Here is a 19,830-nt window from a genome sequence, read left to right as displayed (position 1 = left end):
GGGCAGCCGCACCCCGGAAGGAGGAACCACGCCATGCCGTCCGCACCGGAATTCACCGCCGACTCCGCCTCAACCGCTCGTGAGCTGTCGAAATTCACCGAACAGGCGATGCAGTTCGCGAACGCGTGCTGCGGTGCCGTAGCCACCGTCGCGAACGGCAGCTCCGACCGTCGCTCGACGGCCACGCATCCCGACCTGACAGCACTGCTGTCAGTGGAGATGACCTCGGGCGAGGGGCCTACGCCGAGCGCACTGGACGCGGGCGAGCCCGTGAGTGCTCAAGACCTGCTGACCGAGGACCGCTGGCCCGACTACCGCGCTGTCGCCCTCGATTCAGGCATCCGGTCCAGCGTGACGATGCCGTTCACCCGGAGCGAGCTCGAGGTGACCTTGAGCCTGTACAGCTTCCAGCCCGGTGCGTTCACCCAGGTCTCCCACCAGCCCGTCTACATCCTCGGCGAACATTTCGCGGAGCGGCTGGTGCGCGACCACTACTACCGGGCCGCTCTCGCCGAGGTGGACCAGCTGGAGGCCGCGCTGCGCTCGCGCCCGGTCATAGACCAGGCGAGCGGCATTCTGATGCATGTCATGGGGTGCGACGCCGCTCAGGCCTTCGGGACGCTCCGTCGTCTCTCACAGAGCAGCAACCGCAAGCTGGCGGAGGTCGCCGAGACCGTCGTACGCAACATGGGGCACGGCCTCGAGAAGGAACTGCCCCGGCTGGCCCCGCCCCCGTAGCGCCGGGCGGGAGGCGGGCTCGCGGCACGGCACAGGGCCGGCGCGCGCGGACTCAGCGGGCGGACTCAGCGGGCGGCCGGGCGACGGCGCTTGCGGCGTACCCGTCGATACCACTGAAGGATCGCTGCCAGCCGGGGGTAGCGTTCATGGTGCTCACGGGTGACACGGTCCAACTCCTCCATCAGTCGCCTGGAGCGATGCTCCGTGTCCAGCTCGTCCAGCATCCGGTCGATCTCGGCGAGCAGCGCGCCTTGCAACTGCCACTGGCGAGGGCGCCGCTGAATGTCCCGGAGCAACATATGCGCCACCTCCTCGCGCTTGGCGGCGGCTGCGGCGAGCTCCCCGGCCAGCCGGGATTCGGCCGCGTCGGCGCTCTCCCTCACCTGTGTGGTGACCAGGACCGCGAAGCTGACGAGGGTGTCCGCCACATGGGCGAGCAGTTCCTCGATGGCGACGGCCACCTCGTCCGGGAAGAGCCGTTCCTCTTCGCGTTCCTTGGCGAGATCGGTGAATGTCCTGGCCAGTACGCGCAGGACGACCGCGCAGATCTCGAGGGTGTCGAGCCCGGTGCGCAGGACGACGCGGTGCAGCAGTCCTTCCTTGACCCGCGGATTGAAACGGAGGCTGTCCTCCGCCTGCCGGAGCGCCGCGTCCACGTCAGCGATGTCGTTGTCGAGACGACGCGCCTCGTGCAGATGGGCGGCGGCGCGCTCCACAGGGGTGGGTTTGCGCAGTTCTTCGCCGAGGCCCAGCAGCAGTTGGCGCATACGCCGGCCCAGCTCCTGGATGGAATCGCCGGCCGTGTGGACCCAGACCGGGGGCACGAACAGGAAGTTGAACAACAGGCCGACCACGGCGCCGATCAGCGTCTCCAGGACCCGGTCCCAGGCGGTATCCCCCACCCGGGTCACTCCGAGGACCAGCATCGCGCTGATCGCGACCTCCGGAACGAACTCGCTCACGCGGACGATCCGGCCCACGATCAGGGAAGCCAGGATGATCAGGCCGAGGCTCCACCAGGTGAGTCCCACGAGCGCGCTGAAGCCGATGGCGAGCACCACACCGGTGACGACGGAGTTCACGCGCCGGACGCCGGTGGTGAGCGTGGCGTAGAGGGTGACCTGGACGACGAGCAGGGCGGTCAGGGGGGCGGTGAGTGGTGCCGGTTCGCTGCTCAGCTGAAGGGCGACGACATAGGAGATGGTCGCGGCCGCGGTGGAACGCACCGTCTGGGCGACGGCGGGCTCCTTGCGCAGGCGGCCGAGCTCGGCCAGCGTCGCTCTTACTGATTCGCGAACATCACGCACCCGTTGGTCCTTCCCGCTCGTCAGCAGGACAGACCTGCCTGGCTGTGAGCGCGCCCGGGTCAGCGCCGCCTGGAGGTGCCGCTGCGGCCCTCGGCGCACTGCGGGCTCGGCCGTACGCGACCGAGGTAGCGTTGCGCCGCAAGCATCGCTTCACGGGCTGTGCGCTCGCCCATCAGCACACACAACGTATAGGCGGTGTCCTCGAAGCGCCTTCGGGCGAGCGGGTCGTGCGGGGCGGCCAGAACGAGGCGTTCCTGGGCCCGGTAGCGGGCCATCACCCCAGCGATCACATCTGCGTCAGGCATCAACATCAGTGCCCTCCCGGAGTGGGACCACCGGTTGGCAGTCGGGCCGGCACTCATTCTGATCCGCGGCGGTCACGTCCGCCATCCGTATGATTACGTTCAGTAACATCGGCCTCACTCGGCCCTGGGGAGCAGCGGTCCCAACGGCCCGAGGTCGATGTTGAGGTCCCCCGGCTCCAGCCCGAATTTGTCCCGCAGTTCTTCCATACGGTCTTCGAGCAGCATCAGGGTCAGTCCGATCCGTTCTTCCTGGTCCTCGCTCAGGTCCCCTTCGTCGACCCGGCGCAGCGCCTGGCGCTCCATGAGCTGGCGGAGCAGTTCCACCACGGTCAGGACCAGCTTCGCAAGGTCGCGTTCGACGGTGTCGGGGTCCAGGTCCAGCCTGCGCGGGGCGCTCACGGGGACTCCTCCCACAGCGACGGGACCCCGGAGCCGACGGAGCTGATGAGGGCATTGAGGTCGATCCGTACGAGATCGACGTCCGCTATCCGCAGCGTGAGGTTCCCGGTGATCACTACGCCGCCGGCGAGCAGCCGGTCGAGCAGATCGACCAGCGCGATCTCGCGCTGGGCAAGGGGTGTCGGCCTGGTGACCGTCATCGGTCGCTCTCCTCACCCGCGAAGGAGTACGGCGCCCAGGGGCCGGTCAGTTCGACCCGCAGGCCCGGCTGGTCGGGACGCAGCCCCTCCACGCACTCGATGAAGGCTGTGCTGTCCTCGCGCGGGACGAGATAGGCGGCGTTGAGGACGTTTTGGCCGGGCGCTTTGGAGAGTTGGGCCTGCTGCGGCCGGTGCAGCATTCCGGCCTCGGCCCGCCGGGAGAGTTCCTCGTGCAGGCGCCGCGACACCGCGTCGGCCAGCTCCCAGGTTCCCTCGCGGGATCGGCGCTCGCTCAGGCGCCGACGCAGATAGTCGCGCCCGGTGGATGCGGACTCCGCGGGGGTGTCCGCCTCGGGCGCGGGTGTCTCCGCGTACACCTTCACACCCCATTCGACGCGCCCGTCGAGCCGCTCCAGGGTGCGTACGAACCGCTCGCGCCCCGTGTCGAGCAGCCGGCGCACCCCACTGTCGTCCCGGCAGACGGTGGCAAGCCGGAGCGGCAGCGGGCAGGTGATCGAGGTGAGAGCCGCGACCACGCCCTGGTGGGCGCGGGCGGTCCCGGTCAGCCAGTCGAGGTCCTCCAGACGGGCCCGGAGCGGGATCTCGCCGAAGTCGTCGGCGGACACCGAGGACACGACCGCGACGAGGTCACCGTGGCTCAGCAGGCGCGGTGGCTCGCCTGCGATGCCGCGGAGGTCTTCGGGCAGCGCCCCGTCGAAGGGGCGGGTGACCGCGTACACGTAGCGCAGCTGGTTCATGCGGGATCCCTGCGTTCGTCCCCTGTCTGGAGGACCGATTCCAGTTCGGCGATGCGGCGCTGCAATCGCTCGTTCTCCTCCGCCAGTTCACCGCCGCCGTCGGCCAGTTCACCGCGACCGTCCGCCAGTTCACCGCGACGGGCGCGGCAGGAGAGGGCGGGATCGTCCTCCCACCAGTCGATTCCCATCTCCTTCGCCTTGTCCACGGAAGCGATGACAAGGCGGAGTTTGATCGTCAGGAGTTCGATGTCCAGGAGATTGATGCGAATGTCGCCGGCGATGACAATCCCCTTGTCGAGCACGCGCTCGAGGATGTCGGCGAGATTCGCACTCTCCGAAGCGCCGTACGAACTGGGCAGGCCGCCGGCGACCCCTTCGAGTTGCCGGTTGCTCATTGCGTCTGCTTTCTGTTCTGAATGGTTTCCAGCCGGTCGAGGAGTTCGTCCTCGCGGCGGTCGAATTCGTCCTCGTCGATCTCCCCCGCGTCGAACCGATCGGAGAGGCGCGCGAGTTCGGCCTGGACGACCGACGGGTCGTAGTACTGCCGCTCCGCCTCCTCAGCCACCTGGCGCAGCACCCAAGCGGCGCCGCGCACAGGGGCTGCGGGCAGGAGCAGCAACTCTCCCAGCAGGCCCATGAGTCACTCCACGAAGCTGTACGGCGGAAGGGGCCCGGTCACGGTCAGCACGAGGTGCGGCTGTTCCTCACGTACGGCTTCGACGGCGTTCACGAACCCCGCGCTCTGTTCGCGGTCCACGAGGAATGAGAGGTTCGTCAGCCACCCGGGGCTCTGCGGACCGGCGCTGACTTCCTCGGCCGCGCCGTTGAGCGCCACCCTGACCAGGTCGGCGTCCTGTGCCTCGCGCACTCGCACGGCGTTCGCGATCCGCTCGCCGAGCTCCAGCTTCCCCTCGTGCGAAGTTTCGCCGCGGGACCGGCTCGCCTCGGCCATGGCCCGCAGCGCGGGGTCGTCCGCGAGCACCCGGCGCAGTACCAACTGCTCGTCGTGGGACGCCTTCACGTTGTACTCGGACTTGCCGTCGAGGGCCTGAAGCCGCTCCAGGTAGTGGTCCTCGCGCTCGGCGAGGACGGTTGCCAGTGTCTCGTCGTCGGGCGAGAGGCCGCCGAAGCGCAGGGGAAGTACGGTGCCCTCCGCCCCCGCCTCGCGAAGGACATGCTGATGCGCGAGGAGGTCGCGCCGTTTGGGCCGCAGGGCTTCGGGCGCGTCGCTGACCAGGGCCATGAGCCGGCCCTGCCGAAGGACGCGCACGGGCCGCGGCGGATCGCCGACTCCGCCCAGCTGCTCCGGAGGGCTCGGGTGCGTGCTCCTGGCGATGCCGTAGACGTAGGTACTCACTCCGACTCCTCCTTCCTGCTGCGGGACGAGGTGCGCCTGCTCTGGGGCTTGGATTCGGGCTCCTCGTCATGGTCCTTCGAGAACACCTCCGAGATGGACTGTGCCGCGCCGGACAGCGCGCCCTTGGACTTGCCGCGGGCGCCGGACTCGGTCATCTGCCCCACCAGGTCGGGCAGGCCGGGGTTCTTGCGGGGGCCCGCCTCCAGGTCGAGGCGGTTGCACGCCTCGGCGAACCGGAGATAGGTGTCGACGCTGGCCACCACGACCCGAACGTCGATCTTGAGAATCTCGATGCCTACGAGCGAGACGCGCACGAACGCGTCGATCACTATTCCTCGGTCGAGTACGAGTTCCAGGACGTCGTACAGACTGCTGCTTCCGCCTGATCCTCCGGCCTGCTGTGCCGGTACAACGGTCATCGGTGGCTGCCTCCTTGTGTGATGTGGGTCATGGACGGGACGGGCCTCAGGAGTCCGCCCGACTCCGCACGTAGCGACGAATCCGGCGGTAACCGGTCATCTCGCCCTGGGAGTCGAGAGTCACCTCGTAACTCGCGAGCAGGCTGGTGGTGTCGGGGATCCGGCGCAGTTCCAGCACCTGGACCTCCAGCGACCAGCCGTCGTCGGTCTCCGTGAACGAGGAGACCGAGTCGGGCTCCATCCCGGTGAGCTCCGCCAGCTGTGCGCGCGCTCGGCGCGCCACCTCCATCAAGCTCAGCTTCTCCGTCGCGCTCTCATTCTTCTTCGCTGTGTTCTCCGATGAATTGGCCATGCTCACCTCGTCAATGCGTGTCTCACCGTTGAGCCGTTCCAAACCTCAACTCATGTCTCGGCATGCCGATGGGCGCCCGGCAGGAGAGAGTGGAAGGGCCTGCGGCCAACCGTTCGGAGGGAAGAGATGCGCCCCGTCGATGCTCTGGAACGGATCGCGTTCCTGCTGGAACGCGCCGGCGCGGAGAACTACCGGGCGCGTGCCTTCCGGGCCGCGGCCGCGGCCCTGGCGCAAATGGACGACGACGAGATCGCCCGGCGCGCGGCGGCGGGCACCCTGGAGGCCGTCAAAGGCGTCGGCCCGAAAACGGCCCAAGCCGTACGGGAGGCGCTGGCCGGCGATGTGCCGCAATACCTTCAGCGGCTTGAAAGCGAAGCACCGCCTTTGCCGACCGAAGGCGGAACGCGGCTGCGTCAGCTGCTGCGAGGCGACTGCCATCTGCATTCCGACTGGTCGGACGGCGGCAGTTCCATCGAGGCGATGGGGTTCGCAGCGGCCGCGCTGGGGCACGAGTGGGCGGTGCTCACCGACCACTCGCCCCGGCTGACCGTCGCACGCGGCCTGTCCGCCGAGCGGCTGCGCGAGCAGCTGGAGGTCGTGGCGGAGCTGAACCGGCAGTGGGCTCCGTTCCGGCTGCTGACCGGCATCGAGTGCGACATTCTCGCGGACGGTTCGCTCGACCAGGAACCCGAGCTGCTCGACGAGTTGGATCTGGTCGTCGTCTCGGTCCACTCCGAACTTCGGATGAAGTCAACCGATATGACGCGGCGCATGGTCAAAGCCGTACAGAATCCGCTGGCCGATGTGCTGGGCCACTGCACGGGGCGGCTGGTCACCGGCAGGGGGCGGCCCGAGTCGCAGTTCGACGCGGAAGAGGTCTTCGCGGCCTGTGCCGCTCATGGCACCGCGGTGGAGATCAACAGCCGGCCCGAGCGGCTGGACCCGCCACTGAGGCTGCTTCGCCTCGCGGTGAGCGCCGGGGTCTTCTTCGCGATCGATACTGACGCCCACGCGCCGGGACAGCTCGACTGGCAGATCTTCGGCTGCGCCCGGGCTGAGGCCTGCGAGGTGCCCCCCGAGCGGGTGATCAACACCTGGAGCGCAACGGATTTGCCCGCCTGGACACAATCACGCTCAGCGCCGGATCATCCTGCCGCGCCCGGTTTGCAAGGGTAGAATCCGGTTCGCGATTGCACGGCCTCCCCGAGCTGGAGCAGTCATGATCACGCCCGAACAGGCACCACCCCCCGAGCCCCCGGCCGGGACGGATGACCTCAGTGCCGCGGTCGCGGAGCTGACCACCGAGGTCACGGCCCTGCGAGGTGATCTCGCCAGCCGCCATCTGCTGGATCTGGCCGCCGGAATCCTGGTGTCCCAGCTCTCCATGCCACCTCCTGACGCGGCGGAGCACCTGGCCCGGCTCGCCGACTCGGCCGGGATCAGCCCCGAAGACCTCGCGGCCGACATCGTGAACGCCGCATCCGGGGCAGTGGTGGCCCACGCCCCGGACGAAACCGAAACACCTGCGGACATACGGCACAGGCGCAGGGCAGAAACGACGGCGGAGTCCCGCGAGACGATCGGTGAGGTCACCGAGGCGCTGCTGGACAGCGGCCTGCGCCCGTTCGGCGCAGCGGCCCTGTGGCTGTGGCGACGCACGACGACCGACTGCCTGCAGCTGGCAGGACGCGCGGGCGTCTCCGAGCTGGAGGCGTCCCACTGGCAGTGGATCCCCCCGGAGACCAAGGGCGCGCTGCACCGCGCCCTGGCGGGGGGCGCGCCGGACTGGCTGCCCTCGGGGCCGCCACCGGACGAGCGCCTTCCGGGGCCCGTCCCGGGCGCCGCCAGAGCCGTCCTGCCGCTCTGGAACCATGGATCGGTCACAGGCCTCGCCCTGATCGCCTGGCCCGGGCCCGCCGACCTGGACGACACCGCACGCCGTACGCTCACGGGCCTGATGGACACCGCGGCCCGGATGCTCGACGTGGTTCCCCAGCAGGCCACCGAGCCGCCGTTGCTCGGCCCGTGGCTCGACCTGCTGACCCATCCGGCCATGACTGTGCGCGCCGACCCCGGCACATCCGTACTGCGCGTCGAGCACCTCAACCCGGCGGCGTTGCAGTCCTCCGGGGGAGTTCACGGACCGGTGGGGCGTCCACTGGCCCAGGTGTTCCCGGCCGCCCACGCCGATCTCGTACGTCTGGTGCGGAGCGCACGGTCGGGCGCGACCCCGCAGCGTGCCGCCCGGGTTCCCGGAGAGCTGCGTCCCGACGGCCCTGACCCGCTGCTCGATGTACGCGTACTGCCGGTCGGGCCGGACCGCAGCGTAGTGCTCTGGCACAGGGCAACGGATCCCGGCCTGGCTGTGATGCGGGTCCTCGATCACCTCGAGAATCTGGGGTCCTTCGAGGACGACCTGATCAGCGGCGAGTCCCGCTGGACGGACGAGACGTACACGATCTTCGGGCTGCCACCGGGCGCTGCGCCGATCCCGTTGCGGCTGCTGGGGGCAAGACTCCATCTCGAGGATGCGGGCAACCTTGATGACCTGCTCGACGCTCTGACCGAGCGCCGGGTGGGCGCGCAGACCGTCGTGCGGACGATCCGTGACGACGGTGGGCTGCGCCATGTGCGCGTCGCCGCCGAGCCGTTGCTGACAGGCGGTGTCCTCACCGGCATCACAGGCGTCTACCAGGACGTCTCCGCGCAGCACCGCACCGAACTCGCGCTCACCGCCGCCTTCGACCAGCTGACCGCCGCCCAGGCGAAGTCCGCGCTGCGGCACCAGGTCGTACTCCAGCTCCAGCGCGCGATCGTCCGGGAGGGGCCCGCGCTGGAGGGGGTGCCTGGTCTTCAGGTCGCGGCCCGCTACCGGCCGGCAGCCCAGGAGTACCGCGTAGGCGGTGACTGGTACGACGTGCTGCCGCTGCCCGACGGCCGGATCCTGCTGGCGGTGGGCGATATCGCCGGCCATGGCATCGAGTCCGCCACGGGCATGGTCTCGCTGCGCAACGCGCTGCACGGCCTGGCTTTCACGGGCAACTCCCCCGGCCGGCTGATGGAATGGCTGAACGACCTCGCGCTGCACGCGGACGGCACTCCGACCGCGACGGTGGTGTGCGGCATCTATGAACCGGCGGACCGGACCCTGTGCTGGGTGAGCGCCGGCCACCTGCCGCCGCTGCTGCTGCGCGACGGGCGCGCCCGACTGCTCGACGCCCCGCGCAACATCCTGCTGGGAGCTCAGCCGCGTGCCGCCTACACGCAGATCATGACGCAACTGCTGCCCGGGGACACGCTGCTGCTCTACACCGACGGGCTCGTCGAGCGCCGGCACGCGGGGCTGGACGAGAGTCTGGCCGTACTGCGGCGCGCTGCCGAGCGATTGGGGCCCGACGGCGTCGACGCGCAGGCGGACCAGCTGCTGAGTGCCGTCACCGGCGATACGGACGACGACACCAGCCTGGTCGTCCTGCGGGTGTCCTGACGCCTGCGTGCGTGGCGGTCAGTCGTTCAGCCACTTGTGGATTCTGGCGATCAGCTCGTCCGCGTCGACGGGCTTGGTGAGGTAGTCATTGGCTCCGACGGCCAGCGTCCTGGCCCGGTCCCCGGGCATAGCCTTGGCTGTCACCGCGATGATCGGGACCTCGGCGAAGCGTGGCATCCCCCTGATGGCGGCGGTGGCGGAGAGCCCGTCCATGCCGGGCATCATCACATCCATGAGGATCAGCTCCACGTCGCTGTTCGAGGCGAGGAGTTCGATTCCGGCACGGCCGTTGTCCGCGCGCAGCACGCGCATGCCCTCGCGCTCCAGGATCGCGGTGAGCGCGAAGACATTCCGCTCGTCATCGTCCACGATCAGCGCCACGCGCCCGGTCAGCGTCGGCTCCTGCGCGCGGTGACCGTCCTCGTGCGGCCGCCCCCTGGCGCTCGGTATCTGCTTTTCCGGTTGGTCGGCGCCGCCGACCGGCAGGTAGAGCGTGAAGCTGCTCCCCTCACCGATCCTGCTCCTCACCCCTATCTCGCCGCCGAGGAGTTGGGCCACTTCACGGCTGATGGACAGCCCCAGTCCCGTACCGCCGTAGCGCCGTCCTCTGGCCAGGTCCCCCTGCTGAAACGCTCCGAAGACCGTCTCCAAGTGCTGTTCGTCGATGCCGATCCCGGTGTCGGAGACCCTGAACGCGAGGGCGGGGGCGCCCTGCAGGGAATCCGGCAGCTCATCGTCGTCGGCGTACTCGACGCGCAGTTCGACCCGTCCGTGCTCGGTGAACTTCATGGCGTTGGAGAGCAGATTGCGCAGCACCTGCCGCAGGCGCGCATCGTCGGTGACGACGGTTTCCGGCATGTTGGGCGCCTTGACCACCTGGAACTGCAGGTCGCGTTCGCTCGCCAGGGGCCGGAAGGTGATCTCCACGTAGTCCAGCAGCCGGGACAAGGTGACCGGTTCCGTATGGACGTCCATCTTGCCCGCCTCGACCTTCGACAGGTCGAGAATCTCGTTGATCAGCTGAAGCAGGTCGGAGCCCGCGGAGTGGATGACTTCGGCGTAGTCGACCTGCTTCTCCGTCAGGTTGCCCTCCGCGTTCTGGGCGAGGAGCTGGGCGAGGATCAGCAGGCTGTTGAGCGGTGTGCGCAGTTCGTGGCTCATGTTGGCCAGGAACTCCGACTTGTACATCGACGTACGCGAGAGCTGGAGCGCGCGGGCCTCAAGTTCCTGGCGGGCGGCCTCGATCTCCAGGTTCTTGCCCTCGATGTCCCGGTTGCGCTCCACCAACAGCGCCGCCTTCTCCTCCAGTTCGGCGTTGGAACGCTGCAACTCCTCCTGCTGCGACTGGAGTTCCAGAGAACGGGTGCTCAGTTCGCTCGTCAGGCGCTGGGACTGCTCGAGCAGCTCGTCCGTACGGGCGCTGGCGATCAGCGATTTGACGATGACGCCGACCGTTTCGCTGAACCTGTCGAGGAAGTCCCGGTGGATGCCGGTGAATGGCCGCAGCGCGGCGAGCTCCATGACGCCGAGCACCTGGCCCTCGACGACGATCGGCAGCACGATCAGGGTCGTGGGTTCGGCCGAGCCGATGCCGGAGGACATGGTCGCGTATCCGGGCGGCAGACCCTCGACGGTGAGCGTTTGCCTGCTGCGTGCCGCCTGGCCGACCAGCGACTGTCCGAGCCGGAAGCGGCGCGGGGGCTTGTCCGGGCCGTCGGGCCCACCGTACGAAGCCATCATCACGAGCTCGATGTCGTCCCCGTCGGGCGTCTCCTGGGCCAGGAAGAAAGCGGCGTAGGGCGCGGACACCAGGCGCGGCACCTCATCCATGATCAGTTCAGCGACGGCGGAGAGATTACGGCTGTCCTGCATCGACGAGGAGAGACGGGCCAGATTGGTCTTGAGCCAGTCCTGCTCCTCATTGGCGCGGGTAGTCGCGCGCAGCGACTCGACCATGGCGTTGATGTTGTCCTTGAGGTCACCGACCTCACCCGGCGCCTCCACCGTGATGGAGCGGGTCAGGTCGCCCTCGGCAACGGCGCTGGTCACCCGTGCGATGGCACGCACCTGCCGGGTCAGGTTTCCGGCCAGCTCGTTCACATTCTCGGTGAGCCGCTTCCAGGTGCCGGAGACACCCTCCACCTCGGCCTGACCACCCAGCCGGCCCTCGCTGCCGACCTCGCGGGCCACCCTGGTGACCTCGGCGGCGAATGAGGACAGCTGATCGACCATGGTGTTGATGGTGGTCTTCAGCGTGAGAATCTCGCCGCGCGCGTCGACGTCGATCTTGCGGGTCAGATCACCTTTCGCGACGGCCGTCGTGACCTCGGCGATGTTACGTACCTGATTGGTCAGGTTGTTCGCCATGGAGTTGACGTTGTCGGTCAGGTCCTTCCAGGTGCCCGAGACGCCCCGTACCGTCGCCTGACCACCCAGGTTTCCTTCAGTGCCGACCTCGCGGGAGACGCGGGTGACCTCCTCCGCCATGGTGGACAGCCGCTCCACCATCGTGTTGATGGTCTCCTTCAGCTCCAGGATCTCCCCGCGGGCGTCGACGCGGATCTTCTGGTCGAGATCGCCCCGCGCGACCGCGGAGGCGACCTGGGAGATCGAGCGGACCTGCGAGGTGAGGTTGTCGGCCATCGTGTTGACGCCGGTGGTGAGCTCCAGCCATACGCCGCTGACCTGGGGGACGCGCGCGTGGCCGCCGAGCCGTCCTTCGCCGCCGACTTCGCGCGCGACCCGGGTGACCTGGGACGTGACCAGGGACAACTGGTCGACCATCCCGTTGTAGACAGCCGCGATCTCGCCGAGGAGCTCCGCCTCGTCGGCCGGCAGCCGGTGGGAGAAGTCGCCGTCACGTACTGCCGTGAGCCCCGCGAGCAGTTTCCGGAGCCCTTCTTCGCTCAATTCCGCCGATGGGCGACCGAGCCGTCCACCGGAGGTGTGCGCAGAATCCATCGCTGACCTCGCCTGCTACGACCGACGACACGTCCACTCTCGCACGTGGAGGTGTGACGGACACCCTCGGAGCCGGCGGCCCCCACAAGGGCGTAAGGCTTCGAAACGCGCCATTCGGGTAAATATCAGCCAGAAGCTCATACGGCGATACCCAAGCAGCGTCGAAGGAGTCTCATGTCGAGCCTCTCGCGCACCCGCGATCCAGCCGTTTGTGCCGCGCCCGCCCCACGCCCGCCGGCGCTCGTCGACCTTCCGGAGATCCCGGACCCACGGACGGTCGGCACCATGGACGCGCGGTCACTGTCCGTATCGCTTTTCCGGCGGCTCGTATCACTGGAGGAGGGCACACCGGAGTACGCGTATGTACGGAACACCCTGGTCGAGCTCAACCTCAGCCTCGTCAAGTTCGCCGCGACCCGGTTCTCGCACCGCAGTGAGTCGATGGAGGACATCCTCCAGGTCGGGACGGTCGGCCTGATCAAGGCCATCAACCGCTTCGACGTCGAGCGTGAGGTCGAATTCGCCTCCTTCGCGCTCCCGACCATCGAGGGCGAGATCAAGCGCTTCTTCCGGGATGCCAGCTGGGCTGTGCGCGTGCCGCGGCGGTTGCAGGAGCTGCGCATCGGCATCGCCAAGGCGTCGGACACACTCGAGCAGCGGCTGGGGCACCCGCCGACGGATGCCGAGCTGGCCGCCCAGCTGGACGTCGACGAGGACGAGGTGCGGCAGGGGCGGCAGGCGGCGAACGGCTACAGCGCCCGTTCGCTGGACGCGCCGCTCGATGACGACAGAGCCCCGGGGCCGGCACAGCTGTGTCTGGGCCAGGACGAGGGGGCCTTCGACACGGTGGAGTGCATCGCCGCACTGAAGCCGGTGGTCGCCACCCTTTCCGAGCGGGATCGGCTGATTCTGTCCCTGCGGTTCGTGGAGGACCTGACTCAGCGCGAGATCGGTGAGCGGCTGGGTATCTCGCAGATGCATGTCTCACGGCTGCTGACCCGCGTCCTGACGTTGCTGCGCGAGGCCCTGCTGCGGGACGACGGTCAAGACGGTCGGGACGGTCAGGACAGTCAGAAAAGCGACGACGGTCGGGACGGTTGAGGAGACAGCGTTAGGCAATAGGCGCTACCAGCCTGCTGCCCCGCACCCCGCTACCCCTGCCGAGCACCCTGCATGCGCAGTGGCGCCGCCACCTCCACCCACACTGCCTTCCCCCTCCCCCGAGGCACCGAGCCCCAGCTCCGGGCGAGCCGGTCCAGGACGATCAGGCCGTGGCCGCCGGGCACAGCCGCTGCCAGCGGGCGCGGCCGTGGGGGAAGCGGGCTGTCGTCGGTGACTTCGATCCTCAGCCGGTCCGCCGAGCAGTGCAGCGTAAGTTCCTGAGGTCCATGGGCGTGCAGACAGGCATTGGTGACGACCTCGGACACCAGCAGAAGCACATCCTCGACTACTGCCTGGCCCTCCTCGTCGGCGGCGGGAATCCACTGCCAGTCGGTCAGGGCCTCCCGGCTGAAGTCCCGGCAGCGCCCCACAACACCCTCGGTGCCGTACAGGCCGAGCCGGCGGGTCTGCCCCTGCGACGGGAGGACGACACTCACAACCTCCTCCTCTACTTCTCTGAATTGTCAGCAAGAGCCTCGTCAAGGCTCGCGTGCATACGGAAGACGGCACCGGCGCCCGTGATGTCGAACATGCGGGCAACCGGCGGTTGCAGGGCGACAAGCTCCAGCCGAATGCCGGTCTCATGGCCGTCGCGTCGACTGCGCAACAGGGCGTTGAGCCCGGTCGAGTCGCAGAACCGCAGGTCCGAGAAGTCGGCCAGAATCCGGCTCGCCCCGGACGCCAAGCCTTCGGCGAGAGCTTCGCGAAGCGCCTCGACCGAGTCATGGTCGAGCTCACCCGCGAGTGTCACCACAAAAACGTCCTGAGCCGGCATCTGCCGGACAGCGGCCACGAGCCGCGTGTTGGCAGCGTCGGCACGTCCGGCCACGACGCACCACCTCTCGTTCCACGCCTTTCCCCTGGCGGCGGGGCTGTCCGATGACCCTCTTGGGTGACTGGTGCCCGGAATACGGCGTTGTATTCCGCAGCCGCCGTCGGCAGCCTTTCGATCGCCGCGCGGGTGCGCCAGGAGCTCATCCGGACCGGTCTGGCGGGAGTCCTGACATCACGGCCAGTGATCCACATCACATCTTGCTGTGACCCGTGATGTTTTGTGGGCGGGGTGCGCTGGGTAGTGCAGGCCGCCCACGTGACGGGTGCGCCGCAAGGAAACTTATCCGAGAGGTGGGGCACTTGAGCCCGCGTACGTCGCATGCGTACAGACCACTGAGCATGAAGCGCCGAACCTGGCTGACCCTGGGCGCTGTCGTCCTCGGCGGGGCGGGGGTGGTCACCATAGCCACGGCCAACCCGTCAGATCCGCCCAGGAAGCCGCACCAGGAGGAGCGGGCGGCCAAACTGCGTACGCTCGAGCTGGCCAAGGGCGGGGCCACGAAGCGGGAGCTGCCGGACACCGACACCGAGCCGTTCTCCCTCGTGGGCATCGGCTGGGACAGCTCGACCGCCAAGGTCGAGGGCACGGCCCAGGTGCGTACGCGCAGCGCCGAGACGGGCAAGTGGTCCGGCTGGCAGGCACTGGACCTGGAGGCGCACCGGCCCGAGGGCGCCGAGGGCGCCGACCGCGGAGCGTCCGAGCCGCTGTGGGTCGGGCCGTCCACCGCCGTGCAGGTACGCGTCGACTCGGGCAAGGCACTGCCCAAAAACCTGAAGCTGCACATGGTCGACCCGGGCGTCAGCAAGGCCGAGGCCAAGAACCCGGCCGCTCCGCTCATGGACAACGCCGCGTTCGCGGAGGAGACCCCGTCCGCGTCCCCGACCGAAGCGGTCACCCCGACCGACCCGGTCACCCCGACCGATGCGGTCACCCCGACCGATGCGGTCACCCCGACGGATGCGGTCACCCCGACGGACTCGGCCTCGCCGACCGACCCCGTGACTCCGACCGACTCGGCGGCCCCGACCGGCTCGGCCTCGCCGACGAGCACCCCGACCGGGACCCCCGCTCCGACGCCCACCAAGCCGACCGCGCCTCCCTCGACGGTGAAGCAGCCGCCGATCGTCAACCGCGCCCAGTGGGGCGCCGACGAGTCGATGGTCGACGACCCCGCCGAGTACCTCGACAAGGTGCAGGCGGTCTTCATCCACCACACCGTCGGCTCGAACAACTACAGCTGCGCCGAGTCGGCCGCCCTGGTCCGCGGCATCATGACGTACCACGTCAAGACCGAGGGCTGGAACGACCTCGGCTACAACTTCCTGGTCGACAAGTGCGGCCAGATCTTCGAGGGCCGCGCCGGCGGGGCCGACCTGCCGGTCAAGGGCGCGCACACCTACGGCTTCAACAGCTACTCCACCGGCATCGCCGTGCTCGGTGACTTCGAGGGCGATGCCGCGACGGGCAAGCCGGCCGGGAAGCCGACCCCCGCCGCGCTGCAGTCGGCGGCCCGCGTCGCCGCCTGGAAGCTCGGCCAGTACGGCGGCAACCCCAAGGGCACCGTGACGCTGACCGCCCAGGGCAACACGGGGAAGTACACCGAGGGCCAGCAGGCCACGCTGAACACCGTCTCCGGTCACCGCGACGGCTTCGCCACCGCCTGTCCCGGCAAGAACCTGTACGCCAAGCTCTCCTCGATCCGTGACTTCGCGGCCGGCCCCGGCCGCAACTCCGCGATCCCGACCACCGACTTCAACCGGGACGGCATCACCGATCTGGTCGCCGGCCTGCCCCGGGTCGCGAGCGGCGACGGCTCGGTCACTGTCCTGCCCGGTACTCTCAACGGCCCCACCGACGCCGGCAAGCGCACTCTCAACCAGGAGAGCGCGGGCGTTCCCGGCCGCTCCGAGAGCGGTGACTCCTTCGGCGCGTCCTCCGCGTACGGGGACGTCAACGGCGACGGTTATGCCGACCTGGTCATCGGCGTCCCGGGCGAGAACGAGCTGGCGACACAGGTCGACACCGGCTCCATCAGCGTCCTGTACGGCCCGGCGCTCACCAGCGGCAAGGCGTACTGGACCGATGCCGCGGTGCGTACCAACGGCGAGAAGCTGGGCACCACGGTCGCCGCGGGTGACTTCAACGCCGACGGCAAGGCGGACATCTTCTCCGTCGCTCCCGGTGTCCCGGGCCGCTGGTGGGCGTACGACTCCGCGACCGGCGCCGCCAAGTCCGGCCTGCTGAACACCGCCGCGTACACCGGAGCCGTCGCCTACGCCTCGGCCGCCACCGGTGACTTCAACAAGGACGGTTATGCCGACGTCGCGGTCAACTTCCGTGACCCGGGCGGGATTTCGCGACTGCTGTGGCTGAAGGGCTCCGCGTCCGGACTGCAGCGTGTCGGGATCCTCACCGCTCGGGGCGGCCGTGCCCTCGCGGCCGGCGACATCAACGGCGACGGATACACCGACCTCGCCGTCGGACAGCCCTCGGCCGCCGAGTCCGGCACGACGGCCAAGGGCGGTGCGGTGACGGTGGTCCTCGGCTCGGCCACCGGCCTGACTTCCACCGGCCGGATCACCCTTCACCAGGACTCCACCAGTGTCCCGGAGGTGGGTGAGACCGGTGACGACATGGGCGCCGCCGTCTCCGTAGGCGATCTCAATCTCGACGGGTACGCGGACATCCTGACCGGCGTGCAGGGCGAGGACATCACACGCCTCGGGGCCACTCGCACGGACGCCGGCATGGTGATCCTGCTGCGCGGCTCGGCCACCGGCCCGAGCGGCACCGGCTCGTTCGCCTATACGCAGGACACCGCCGGGATCCCCGGTGAGTCCGAGGCCGGCGACCGCCTCGGCTCATCCGTCTCGCTGACCGACCTGTCCGGCTACACGCGGGCGGATCTGGCCATCGGCGCGGACGGCGAGGACGCGAACAACGGCACGATCCTTCAGATCGACAACAGCGGCACGTCCGGCGTGATCCCTTCGTCGGGTGTGTACTACGGCACCGCGGCGCTGGGCGCGCCCGCGGGCGTCCGCATCGGCCAGGTGCTGACGCCGTAACCGACAGACGCCGGCCGACTGCGTGGCCCGGGCCCCCGGGGCCCGGTCCGCGCGGCCGGCCGGCTGTTTCGCGCTCATGGGCTGCGCGATCGAAGGACCGCGCGCTCAGGTACTGGATGAGGCGACCCGCCATGAATGAACGAGAACTGCTGGCGGCAGTAGACCGGTTGACCCATCGGGACCCGCGGACGCTGGAGTGCGGTGAGCCGGGGCATCCGGCGGGCCATGCGTGCCTGAGCACTTCCGGCGGGCCACGTCTGTCGTGCCTTCTCGACGCGGTGGGCGAGCGGTACGGCCGGCCCCGCCCGCTCGTCAGGCGCGGGCGCAGTGCGCCGACGCTCTCCGAGAGAACCGGGCTGCCGCTCCTCGCCCCCTTCGGGGAGCGCGTGACCGAGATGTACGCATGGGCGTACGGCACCTGGTGGATCGGTTGCGGCATCATTGCCGCCGACGACGGCATGCGGCTCGTGGTTCTCGTCGCGCATCGGGCCGCCCCGGCACTCGAGGAGCTGGCGCGGGACGCCACCTGGGTCGACCGCGTCGTCTTCGTCACGGGCCAGGACCGGGAACTGACGCACACGGTCGGCTGGCACACGGCCGAGGCCTGGCTGGGTACCGGTCTGCCCAGCGACTACAAGCAACTGGCTCAGATCTTCGGGTGCGGCTCTTTCGACGGCTACCTCGACATGTTCCTCCCCAATGGTCCGCAGGGCAGCCTCGACCTCGTCGAGCACGCCCTGTCGATGGCCTCGTGGGACGACGACGAGGACGGCAACACATTGTGGGCGCCGCACCGGTTGTTCCCTGCGCCGGGCGGGCTCCTGCAGTGGGCGGGAAGCGAGCGGGAGGACTCGTTCTACTGGCTGACGGAGGGGGCGGACCCCGATCGCTGGCCCATCATGGTGACGAAGGACGACTACAGCGGCTGGATCCGGTTCGACGGCTCGACCGCGGAGTTCATCTTCCGCCTGCTCACCGACCCGCGGCACCCGTACTCGACCGCCCGGTACTTCGACGCGCACTGGTTCATGAGCTACGGGCAGTGAGCGACACCCCCTACTGCTTGGCGGGCGGCTTTCTCGTCCGAGCGACTCCGTTGTCCGGCCCGCTCTGCTGACCCGCGGGCGGCGCGTCGATCGTGCCGCCCTCGCCCTTGGGCGGGCGTTCCTGTGGCGACGACTTGCCAGGCTGTTCGCTCAACAGCCGCGCACAGTACGCCGCCACCGCGTCCGGGCCGCCGGCCGCGTCCTCGAGTCGCTGCCAGGCTGTGCTGTCGAGCGCCCCGCCCCGCCCCTCCTTCGACTCGTACGCGCGGCAGTGCGCCAGATCGTCCTTCGCCGCCGGCGGTCGCTCACCGGGGATGCGGGCGCCGGGTCCGGTCGTCAACGGGGGCTCAGGCTCCCCCGGAATCTCCGCCTGGCGTGACGACACACTCGGCGCCGGCCCCGGCTCCAGGGGCGGCTCGCCGAACGGTGTGGGGATCGTGCCCGACGCCATCGCCACCCCGCCCAGCATGGCTGCCGCGACGAGAGCGCCGATTCCTGTCCTGATCCACCGAATTTCAACGCCCGGACTCTTGGGGCGCCAGTCGTCCTCGGGTCGCGTGGGCGCGGCCGGCGCACCGGCCTGACGCGCGGCCCGGAATGCGACAACAGCCCGCACCTCGGCTTCCGCCGAGAAGGGCGTGGGACGCGCGGCGGCAGCCAGCAGGGCCTCGAGCGTCGGCGTCTGCTGCTCGTGCTCGGGGTTCATAACACCTCGGGGTCGGTTTTCGGTCATCTCGCCTCTCCCAGCGCACGAGAGTCCGAAACTGTCACACGCATGGGCTGAAGTGAGGCGAGCTGTTGCTCCAGCCGCTTCAGCCCGCGGTGCGTGGCGGAGCGGACCGCTCCGGGCCGCTTGCCCAGCACCCGGGCGGCCGACGCCCCGTCGAGGCCGATGACCGTCTGCAGCAGCACCGCCTCCGCCTGCTGCCGGGGCAGATTCGCGATCAACGCGAGGGCCTGCTCGGTGGAGATGGATTCGAATGCCTCACCGGCCGTGTCCTGCCTGGCCGGCAACTCGGCGAGTTCGCTCTCGAAGAGCGTGGTCCGAGGACGGCTCTTCAGCCGACGCAGATGGTCGAGAGCACGGTTGCGCGCGATGCTCGCGGTCCACGCGCGAAATCCCGCTCCATCTCCACGAAACCGCCCCAGGTCACGAGCAATCTCGAGCCACGCCTCGGACGCCACGTCCTCGGCGTCGTCTCCGACCAGACCGCGCAGATAGCCGAGAAGAGGGGGTTGCACCCGCCGGTAGGCCGCGGCAAAGGCGTCTTCGTCCCCCTCCTGAGCCCGCTCGACCGCCGCACCCAGCTCTCCGTCGTACGTCTGTGCACGACGGTCGCCACCACGCTTGCCCACTCGTTCCTCTTCATCGCGCTGACACGACACGCCTGTGCCGATGTCCCCCACCGACCACAGCGTCAGGAATCACAGAAGTGT

General features: G+C 69.3%; 21 protein-coding genes. 6 read left to right on the top strand and 15 right to left on the bottom strand.

The genetic code is table 11. The features are described from left to right. Positions 1–33: 33 nt before the first annotated feature. Positions 34–738, top strand: a complete 705-nt coding sequence (locus J7E87_RS28480) for an ANTAR domain-containing response regulator (protein ID WP_215097420.1) — start codon at positions 34–36, stop codon at positions 736–738. A 65-nt stretch (positions 739–803) separates the two neighbouring features. Here J7E87_RS28480 and J7E87_RS28475 read toward each other — a convergent pair whose 3' ends face one another. From J7E87_RS28475 to J7E87_RS28430, 10 genes are all read right to left on the bottom strand, one after another. Further along, a complete protein-coding gene (locus tag J7E87_RS28475; protein WP_215097419.1) occupies positions 804–2,045 on the bottom strand; it encodes an aromatic acid exporter family protein in 1,242 nt (413 codons plus the stop codon). A gap of 59 nt (positions 2,046–2,104) precedes the next feature. After that, positions 2,105–2,356 carry a DUF5133 domain-containing protein gene (locus J7E87_RS28470; protein WP_215097418.1) on the bottom strand — a complete coding sequence of 84 codons (252 nt, stop codon included), beginning with the start codon at positions 2,354–2,356 and terminating at the stop codon, positions 2,105–2,107. 108 nt (positions 2,357–2,464) lie between these two features. Continuing rightward, complete coding sequence (locus J7E87_RS28465) at positions 2,465–2,749, bottom strand: gas vesicle protein K (protein ID WP_215097417.1); 285 nt, start codon at positions 2,747–2,749, stop codon at positions 2,465–2,467. Then, complete coding sequence (locus tag J7E87_RS28460; RefSeq protein ID WP_215097416.1) at positions 2,746–2,949, bottom strand: gas vesicle protein; 204 nt, start codon at positions 2,947–2,949, stop codon at positions 2,746–2,748. Before J7E87_RS28460 ends, J7E87_RS28465 begins: the two co-directional genes overlap by 4 nt. Beyond that, entirely contained in the window at positions 2,946–3,707 is a 762-nt protein-coding gene (locus J7E87_RS28455; protein ID WP_215097415.1) for a GvpL/GvpF family gas vesicle protein, read from the bottom strand. The genes J7E87_RS28460 and J7E87_RS28455 overlap by 4 nt, the downstream gene beginning before the upstream one ends. Beyond that, the gene (locus J7E87_RS28450) at positions 3,704–4,102 is read right to left on the bottom strand and encodes a gas vesicle protein (protein WP_251018134.1); all 399 of its coding nucleotides are present in this window, start codon (positions 4,100–4,102) and stop codon (positions 3,704–3,706) included. The genes J7E87_RS28455 and J7E87_RS28450 overlap by 4 nt, the downstream gene beginning before the upstream one ends. Further along, on the bottom strand, positions 4,099–4,344 hold the full coding sequence (locus J7E87_RS28445; protein ID WP_215097414.1) for a gas vesicle protein GvpG: 246 nt from the start codon (positions 4,342–4,344) through the stop codon (positions 4,099–4,101). Before J7E87_RS28445 ends, J7E87_RS28450 begins: the two co-directional genes overlap by 4 nt. Positions 4,345–4,347: 3 nt before the next feature. Further along, the gene (locus J7E87_RS28440) at positions 4,348–5,064 is read right to left on the bottom strand and encodes a GvpL/GvpF family gas vesicle protein (protein WP_215097413.1); all 717 of its coding nucleotides are present in this window, start codon (positions 5,062–5,064) and stop codon (positions 4,348–4,350) included. Continuing rightward, a complete protein-coding gene (locus J7E87_RS28435; RefSeq protein WP_215097412.1) occupies positions 5,061–5,483 on the bottom strand; it encodes a gas vesicle structural protein GvpA in 423 nt (140 codons plus the stop codon). The genes J7E87_RS28440 and J7E87_RS28435 overlap by 4 nt, the downstream gene beginning before the upstream one ends. A 46-nt stretch (positions 5,484–5,529) precedes the next feature. Next, positions 5,530–5,835 (bottom strand): gas vesicle protein, encoded by a 306-nt coding sequence (locus J7E87_RS28430; RefSeq protein WP_215097411.1) that lies wholly within the window; start codon positions 5,833–5,835, stop codon positions 5,530–5,532. Positions 5,836–5,961: 126 nt separating this feature from the next. On the opposite strand from J7E87_RS28430, the gene J7E87_RS28425 reads away from it, so the two are divergent. Both J7E87_RS28425 and J7E87_RS28420 read left to right on the top strand, forming a co-directional pair. Continuing rightward, positions 5,962–7,011 carry a PHP domain-containing protein gene (locus J7E87_RS28425; RefSeq protein ID WP_215097410.1) on the top strand — a complete coding sequence of 350 codons (1,050 nt, stop codon included), beginning with the start codon at positions 5,962–5,964 and terminating at the stop codon, positions 7,009–7,011. Between the two features lie 43 nt (positions 7,012–7,054). Beyond that, the gene (locus tag J7E87_RS28420) at positions 7,055–9,322 is read left to right on the top strand and encodes a SpoIIE family protein phosphatase (RefSeq protein ID WP_215097409.1); all 2,268 of its coding nucleotides are present in this window, start codon (positions 7,055–7,057) and stop codon (positions 9,320–9,322) included. Positions 9,323–9,340: 18 nt separating this feature from the next. Here J7E87_RS28420 and J7E87_RS28415 read toward each other — a convergent pair whose 3' ends face one another. After that, entirely contained in the window at positions 9,341–12,283 is a 2,943-nt protein-coding gene (locus J7E87_RS28415; RefSeq protein WP_215097408.1) for a HAMP domain-containing protein, read from the bottom strand. A 174-nt stretch (positions 12,284–12,457) separates the two neighbouring features. On the opposite strand from J7E87_RS28415, the gene J7E87_RS28410 reads away from it, so the two are divergent. After that, positions 12,458–13,384, top strand: a complete 927-nt coding sequence (locus tag J7E87_RS28410; protein WP_215097407.1) for a SigB/SigF/SigG family RNA polymerase sigma factor — start codon at positions 12,458–12,460, stop codon at positions 13,382–13,384. Between the two features lie 50 nt (positions 13,385–13,434). Here the strand turns inward: J7E87_RS28410 and J7E87_RS28405 are convergent, their stop codons facing one another. After that, positions 13,435–13,881: an ATP-binding protein gene (locus J7E87_RS28405; RefSeq protein ID WP_215097406.1), complete on the bottom strand. Its 447-nt coding sequence runs from the start codon at positions 13,879–13,881 to the stop codon at positions 13,435–13,437. 11 nt (positions 13,882–13,892) lie between these two features. Continuing rightward, a complete protein-coding gene (locus J7E87_RS28400) occupies positions 13,893–14,273 on the bottom strand; it encodes an STAS domain-containing protein (RefSeq protein WP_308313107.1) in 381 nt (126 codons plus the stop codon). Positions 14,274–14,617: 344 nt separating this feature from the next. Here J7E87_RS28400 and J7E87_RS28395 point away from each other — a divergent pair, with 344 nt between their 5' ends. Both J7E87_RS28395 and J7E87_RS28390 read left to right on the top strand, forming a co-directional pair. Beyond that, the gene (locus tag J7E87_RS28395; protein WP_215097405.1) at positions 14,618–17,347 is read left to right on the top strand and encodes an FG-GAP-like repeat-containing protein; all 2,730 of its coding nucleotides are present in this window, start codon (positions 14,618–14,620) and stop codon (positions 17,345–17,347) included. A 131-nt stretch (positions 17,348–17,478) separates the two neighbouring features. Next, a complete protein-coding gene (locus J7E87_RS28390) occupies positions 17,479–18,393 on the top strand; it encodes a hypothetical protein (RefSeq protein ID WP_215097404.1) in 915 nt (304 codons plus the stop codon). Between the two features lie 10 nt (positions 18,394–18,403). On the opposite strand, the gene J7E87_RS28385 is transcribed toward J7E87_RS28390, so the two are convergent. Together J7E87_RS28385 and J7E87_RS28380 are read right to left on the bottom strand one after the other, a co-directional pair. Continuing rightward, positions 18,404–19,099 carry a hypothetical protein gene (locus J7E87_RS28385; protein ID WP_215097403.1) on the bottom strand — a complete coding sequence of 232 codons (696 nt, stop codon included), beginning with the start codon at positions 19,097–19,099 and terminating at the stop codon, positions 18,404–18,406. A gap of 23 nt (positions 19,100–19,122) precedes the next feature. Then, positions 19,123–19,749 carry an RNA polymerase sigma factor gene (locus J7E87_RS28380; protein WP_215097402.1) on the bottom strand — a complete coding sequence of 209 codons (627 nt, stop codon included), beginning with the start codon at positions 19,747–19,749 and terminating at the stop codon, positions 19,123–19,125. Positions 19,750–19,830: the final 81 nt, after the last annotated feature.

The organism is Streptomyces sp. ISL-1 (genome assembly GCF_018614585.1).
In the GTDB taxonomy this organism is placed as follows: Bacteria; Actinomycetota; Actinomycetes; order Streptomycetales; family Streptomycetaceae; genus Streptomyces; species Streptomyces maoxianensis.
This window is presented reverse-complemented; position numbering and strand designations above follow the sequence as displayed.

Excerpts from the sequence above, each read along its gene's own strand:
- J7E87_RS28395 (WP_215097405.1), top strand. The coding sequence starts at position 14,618 with ATGAAGCGCCGAACCTGGCTGACCCTGGGCGCTGTCGTCCTCGGCGGG.
- J7E87_RS28460 (WP_215097416.1), bottom strand. The coding sequence starts at position 2,949 with ATGACGGTCACCAGGCCGACACCCCTTGCCCAGCGCGAGATCGCGCTG.
- J7E87_RS28455 (WP_215097415.1), bottom strand. The coding sequence starts at position 3,707 with ATGAACCAGCTGCGCTACGTGTACGCGGTCACCCGCCCCTTCGACGGG.
- J7E87_RS28415 (WP_215097408.1), bottom strand. The coding sequence starts at position 12,283 with ATGGATTCTGCGCACACCTCCGGTGGACGGCTCGGTCGCCCATCGGCG.
- J7E87_RS28470 (WP_215097418.1), bottom strand. The coding sequence starts at position 2,356 with ATGTTGATGCCTGACGCAGATGTGATCGCTGGGGTGATGGCCCGCTAC.
- J7E87_RS28480 (WP_215097420.1), top strand. The coding sequence starts at position 34 with ATGCCGTCCGCACCGGAATTCACCGCCGACTCCGCCTCAACCGCTCGT.
- J7E87_RS28430 (WP_215097411.1), bottom strand. The coding sequence starts at position 5,835 with ATGGCCAATTCATCGGAGAACACAGCGAAGAAGAATGAGAGCGCGACG.
- J7E87_RS28445 (WP_215097414.1), bottom strand. The coding sequence starts at position 4,344 with ATGGGCCTGCTGGGAGAGTTGCTGCTCCTGCCCGCAGCCCCTGTGCGC.
- J7E87_RS28420 (WP_215097409.1), top strand. The coding sequence starts at position 7,055 with ATGATCACGCCCGAACAGGCACCACCCCCCGAGCCCCCGGCCGGGACG.
- J7E87_RS28410 (WP_215097407.1), top strand. The coding sequence starts at position 12,458 with ATGTCGAGCCTCTCGCGCACCCGCGATCCAGCCGTTTGTGCCGCGCCC.
- J7E87_RS28425 (WP_215097410.1), top strand. The coding sequence starts at position 5,962 with ATGCGCCCCGTCGATGCTCTGGAACGGATCGCGTTCCTGCTGGAACGC.
- J7E87_RS28390 (WP_215097404.1), top strand. The coding sequence starts at position 17,479 with ATGAATGAACGAGAACTGCTGGCGGCAGTAGACCGGTTGACCCATCGG.
- J7E87_RS28435 (WP_215097412.1), bottom strand. The coding sequence starts at position 5,483 with ATGACCGTTGTACCGGCACAGCAGGCCGGAGGATCAGGCGGAAGCAGC.
- J7E87_RS28450 (WP_251018134.1), bottom strand. The coding sequence starts at position 4,102 with ATGAGCAACCGGCAACTCGAAGGGGTCGCCGGCGGCCTGCCCAGTTCG.
- J7E87_RS28385 (WP_215097403.1), bottom strand. The coding sequence starts at position 19,099 with ATGAACCCCGAGCACGAGCAGCAGACGCCGACGCTCGAGGCCCTGCTG.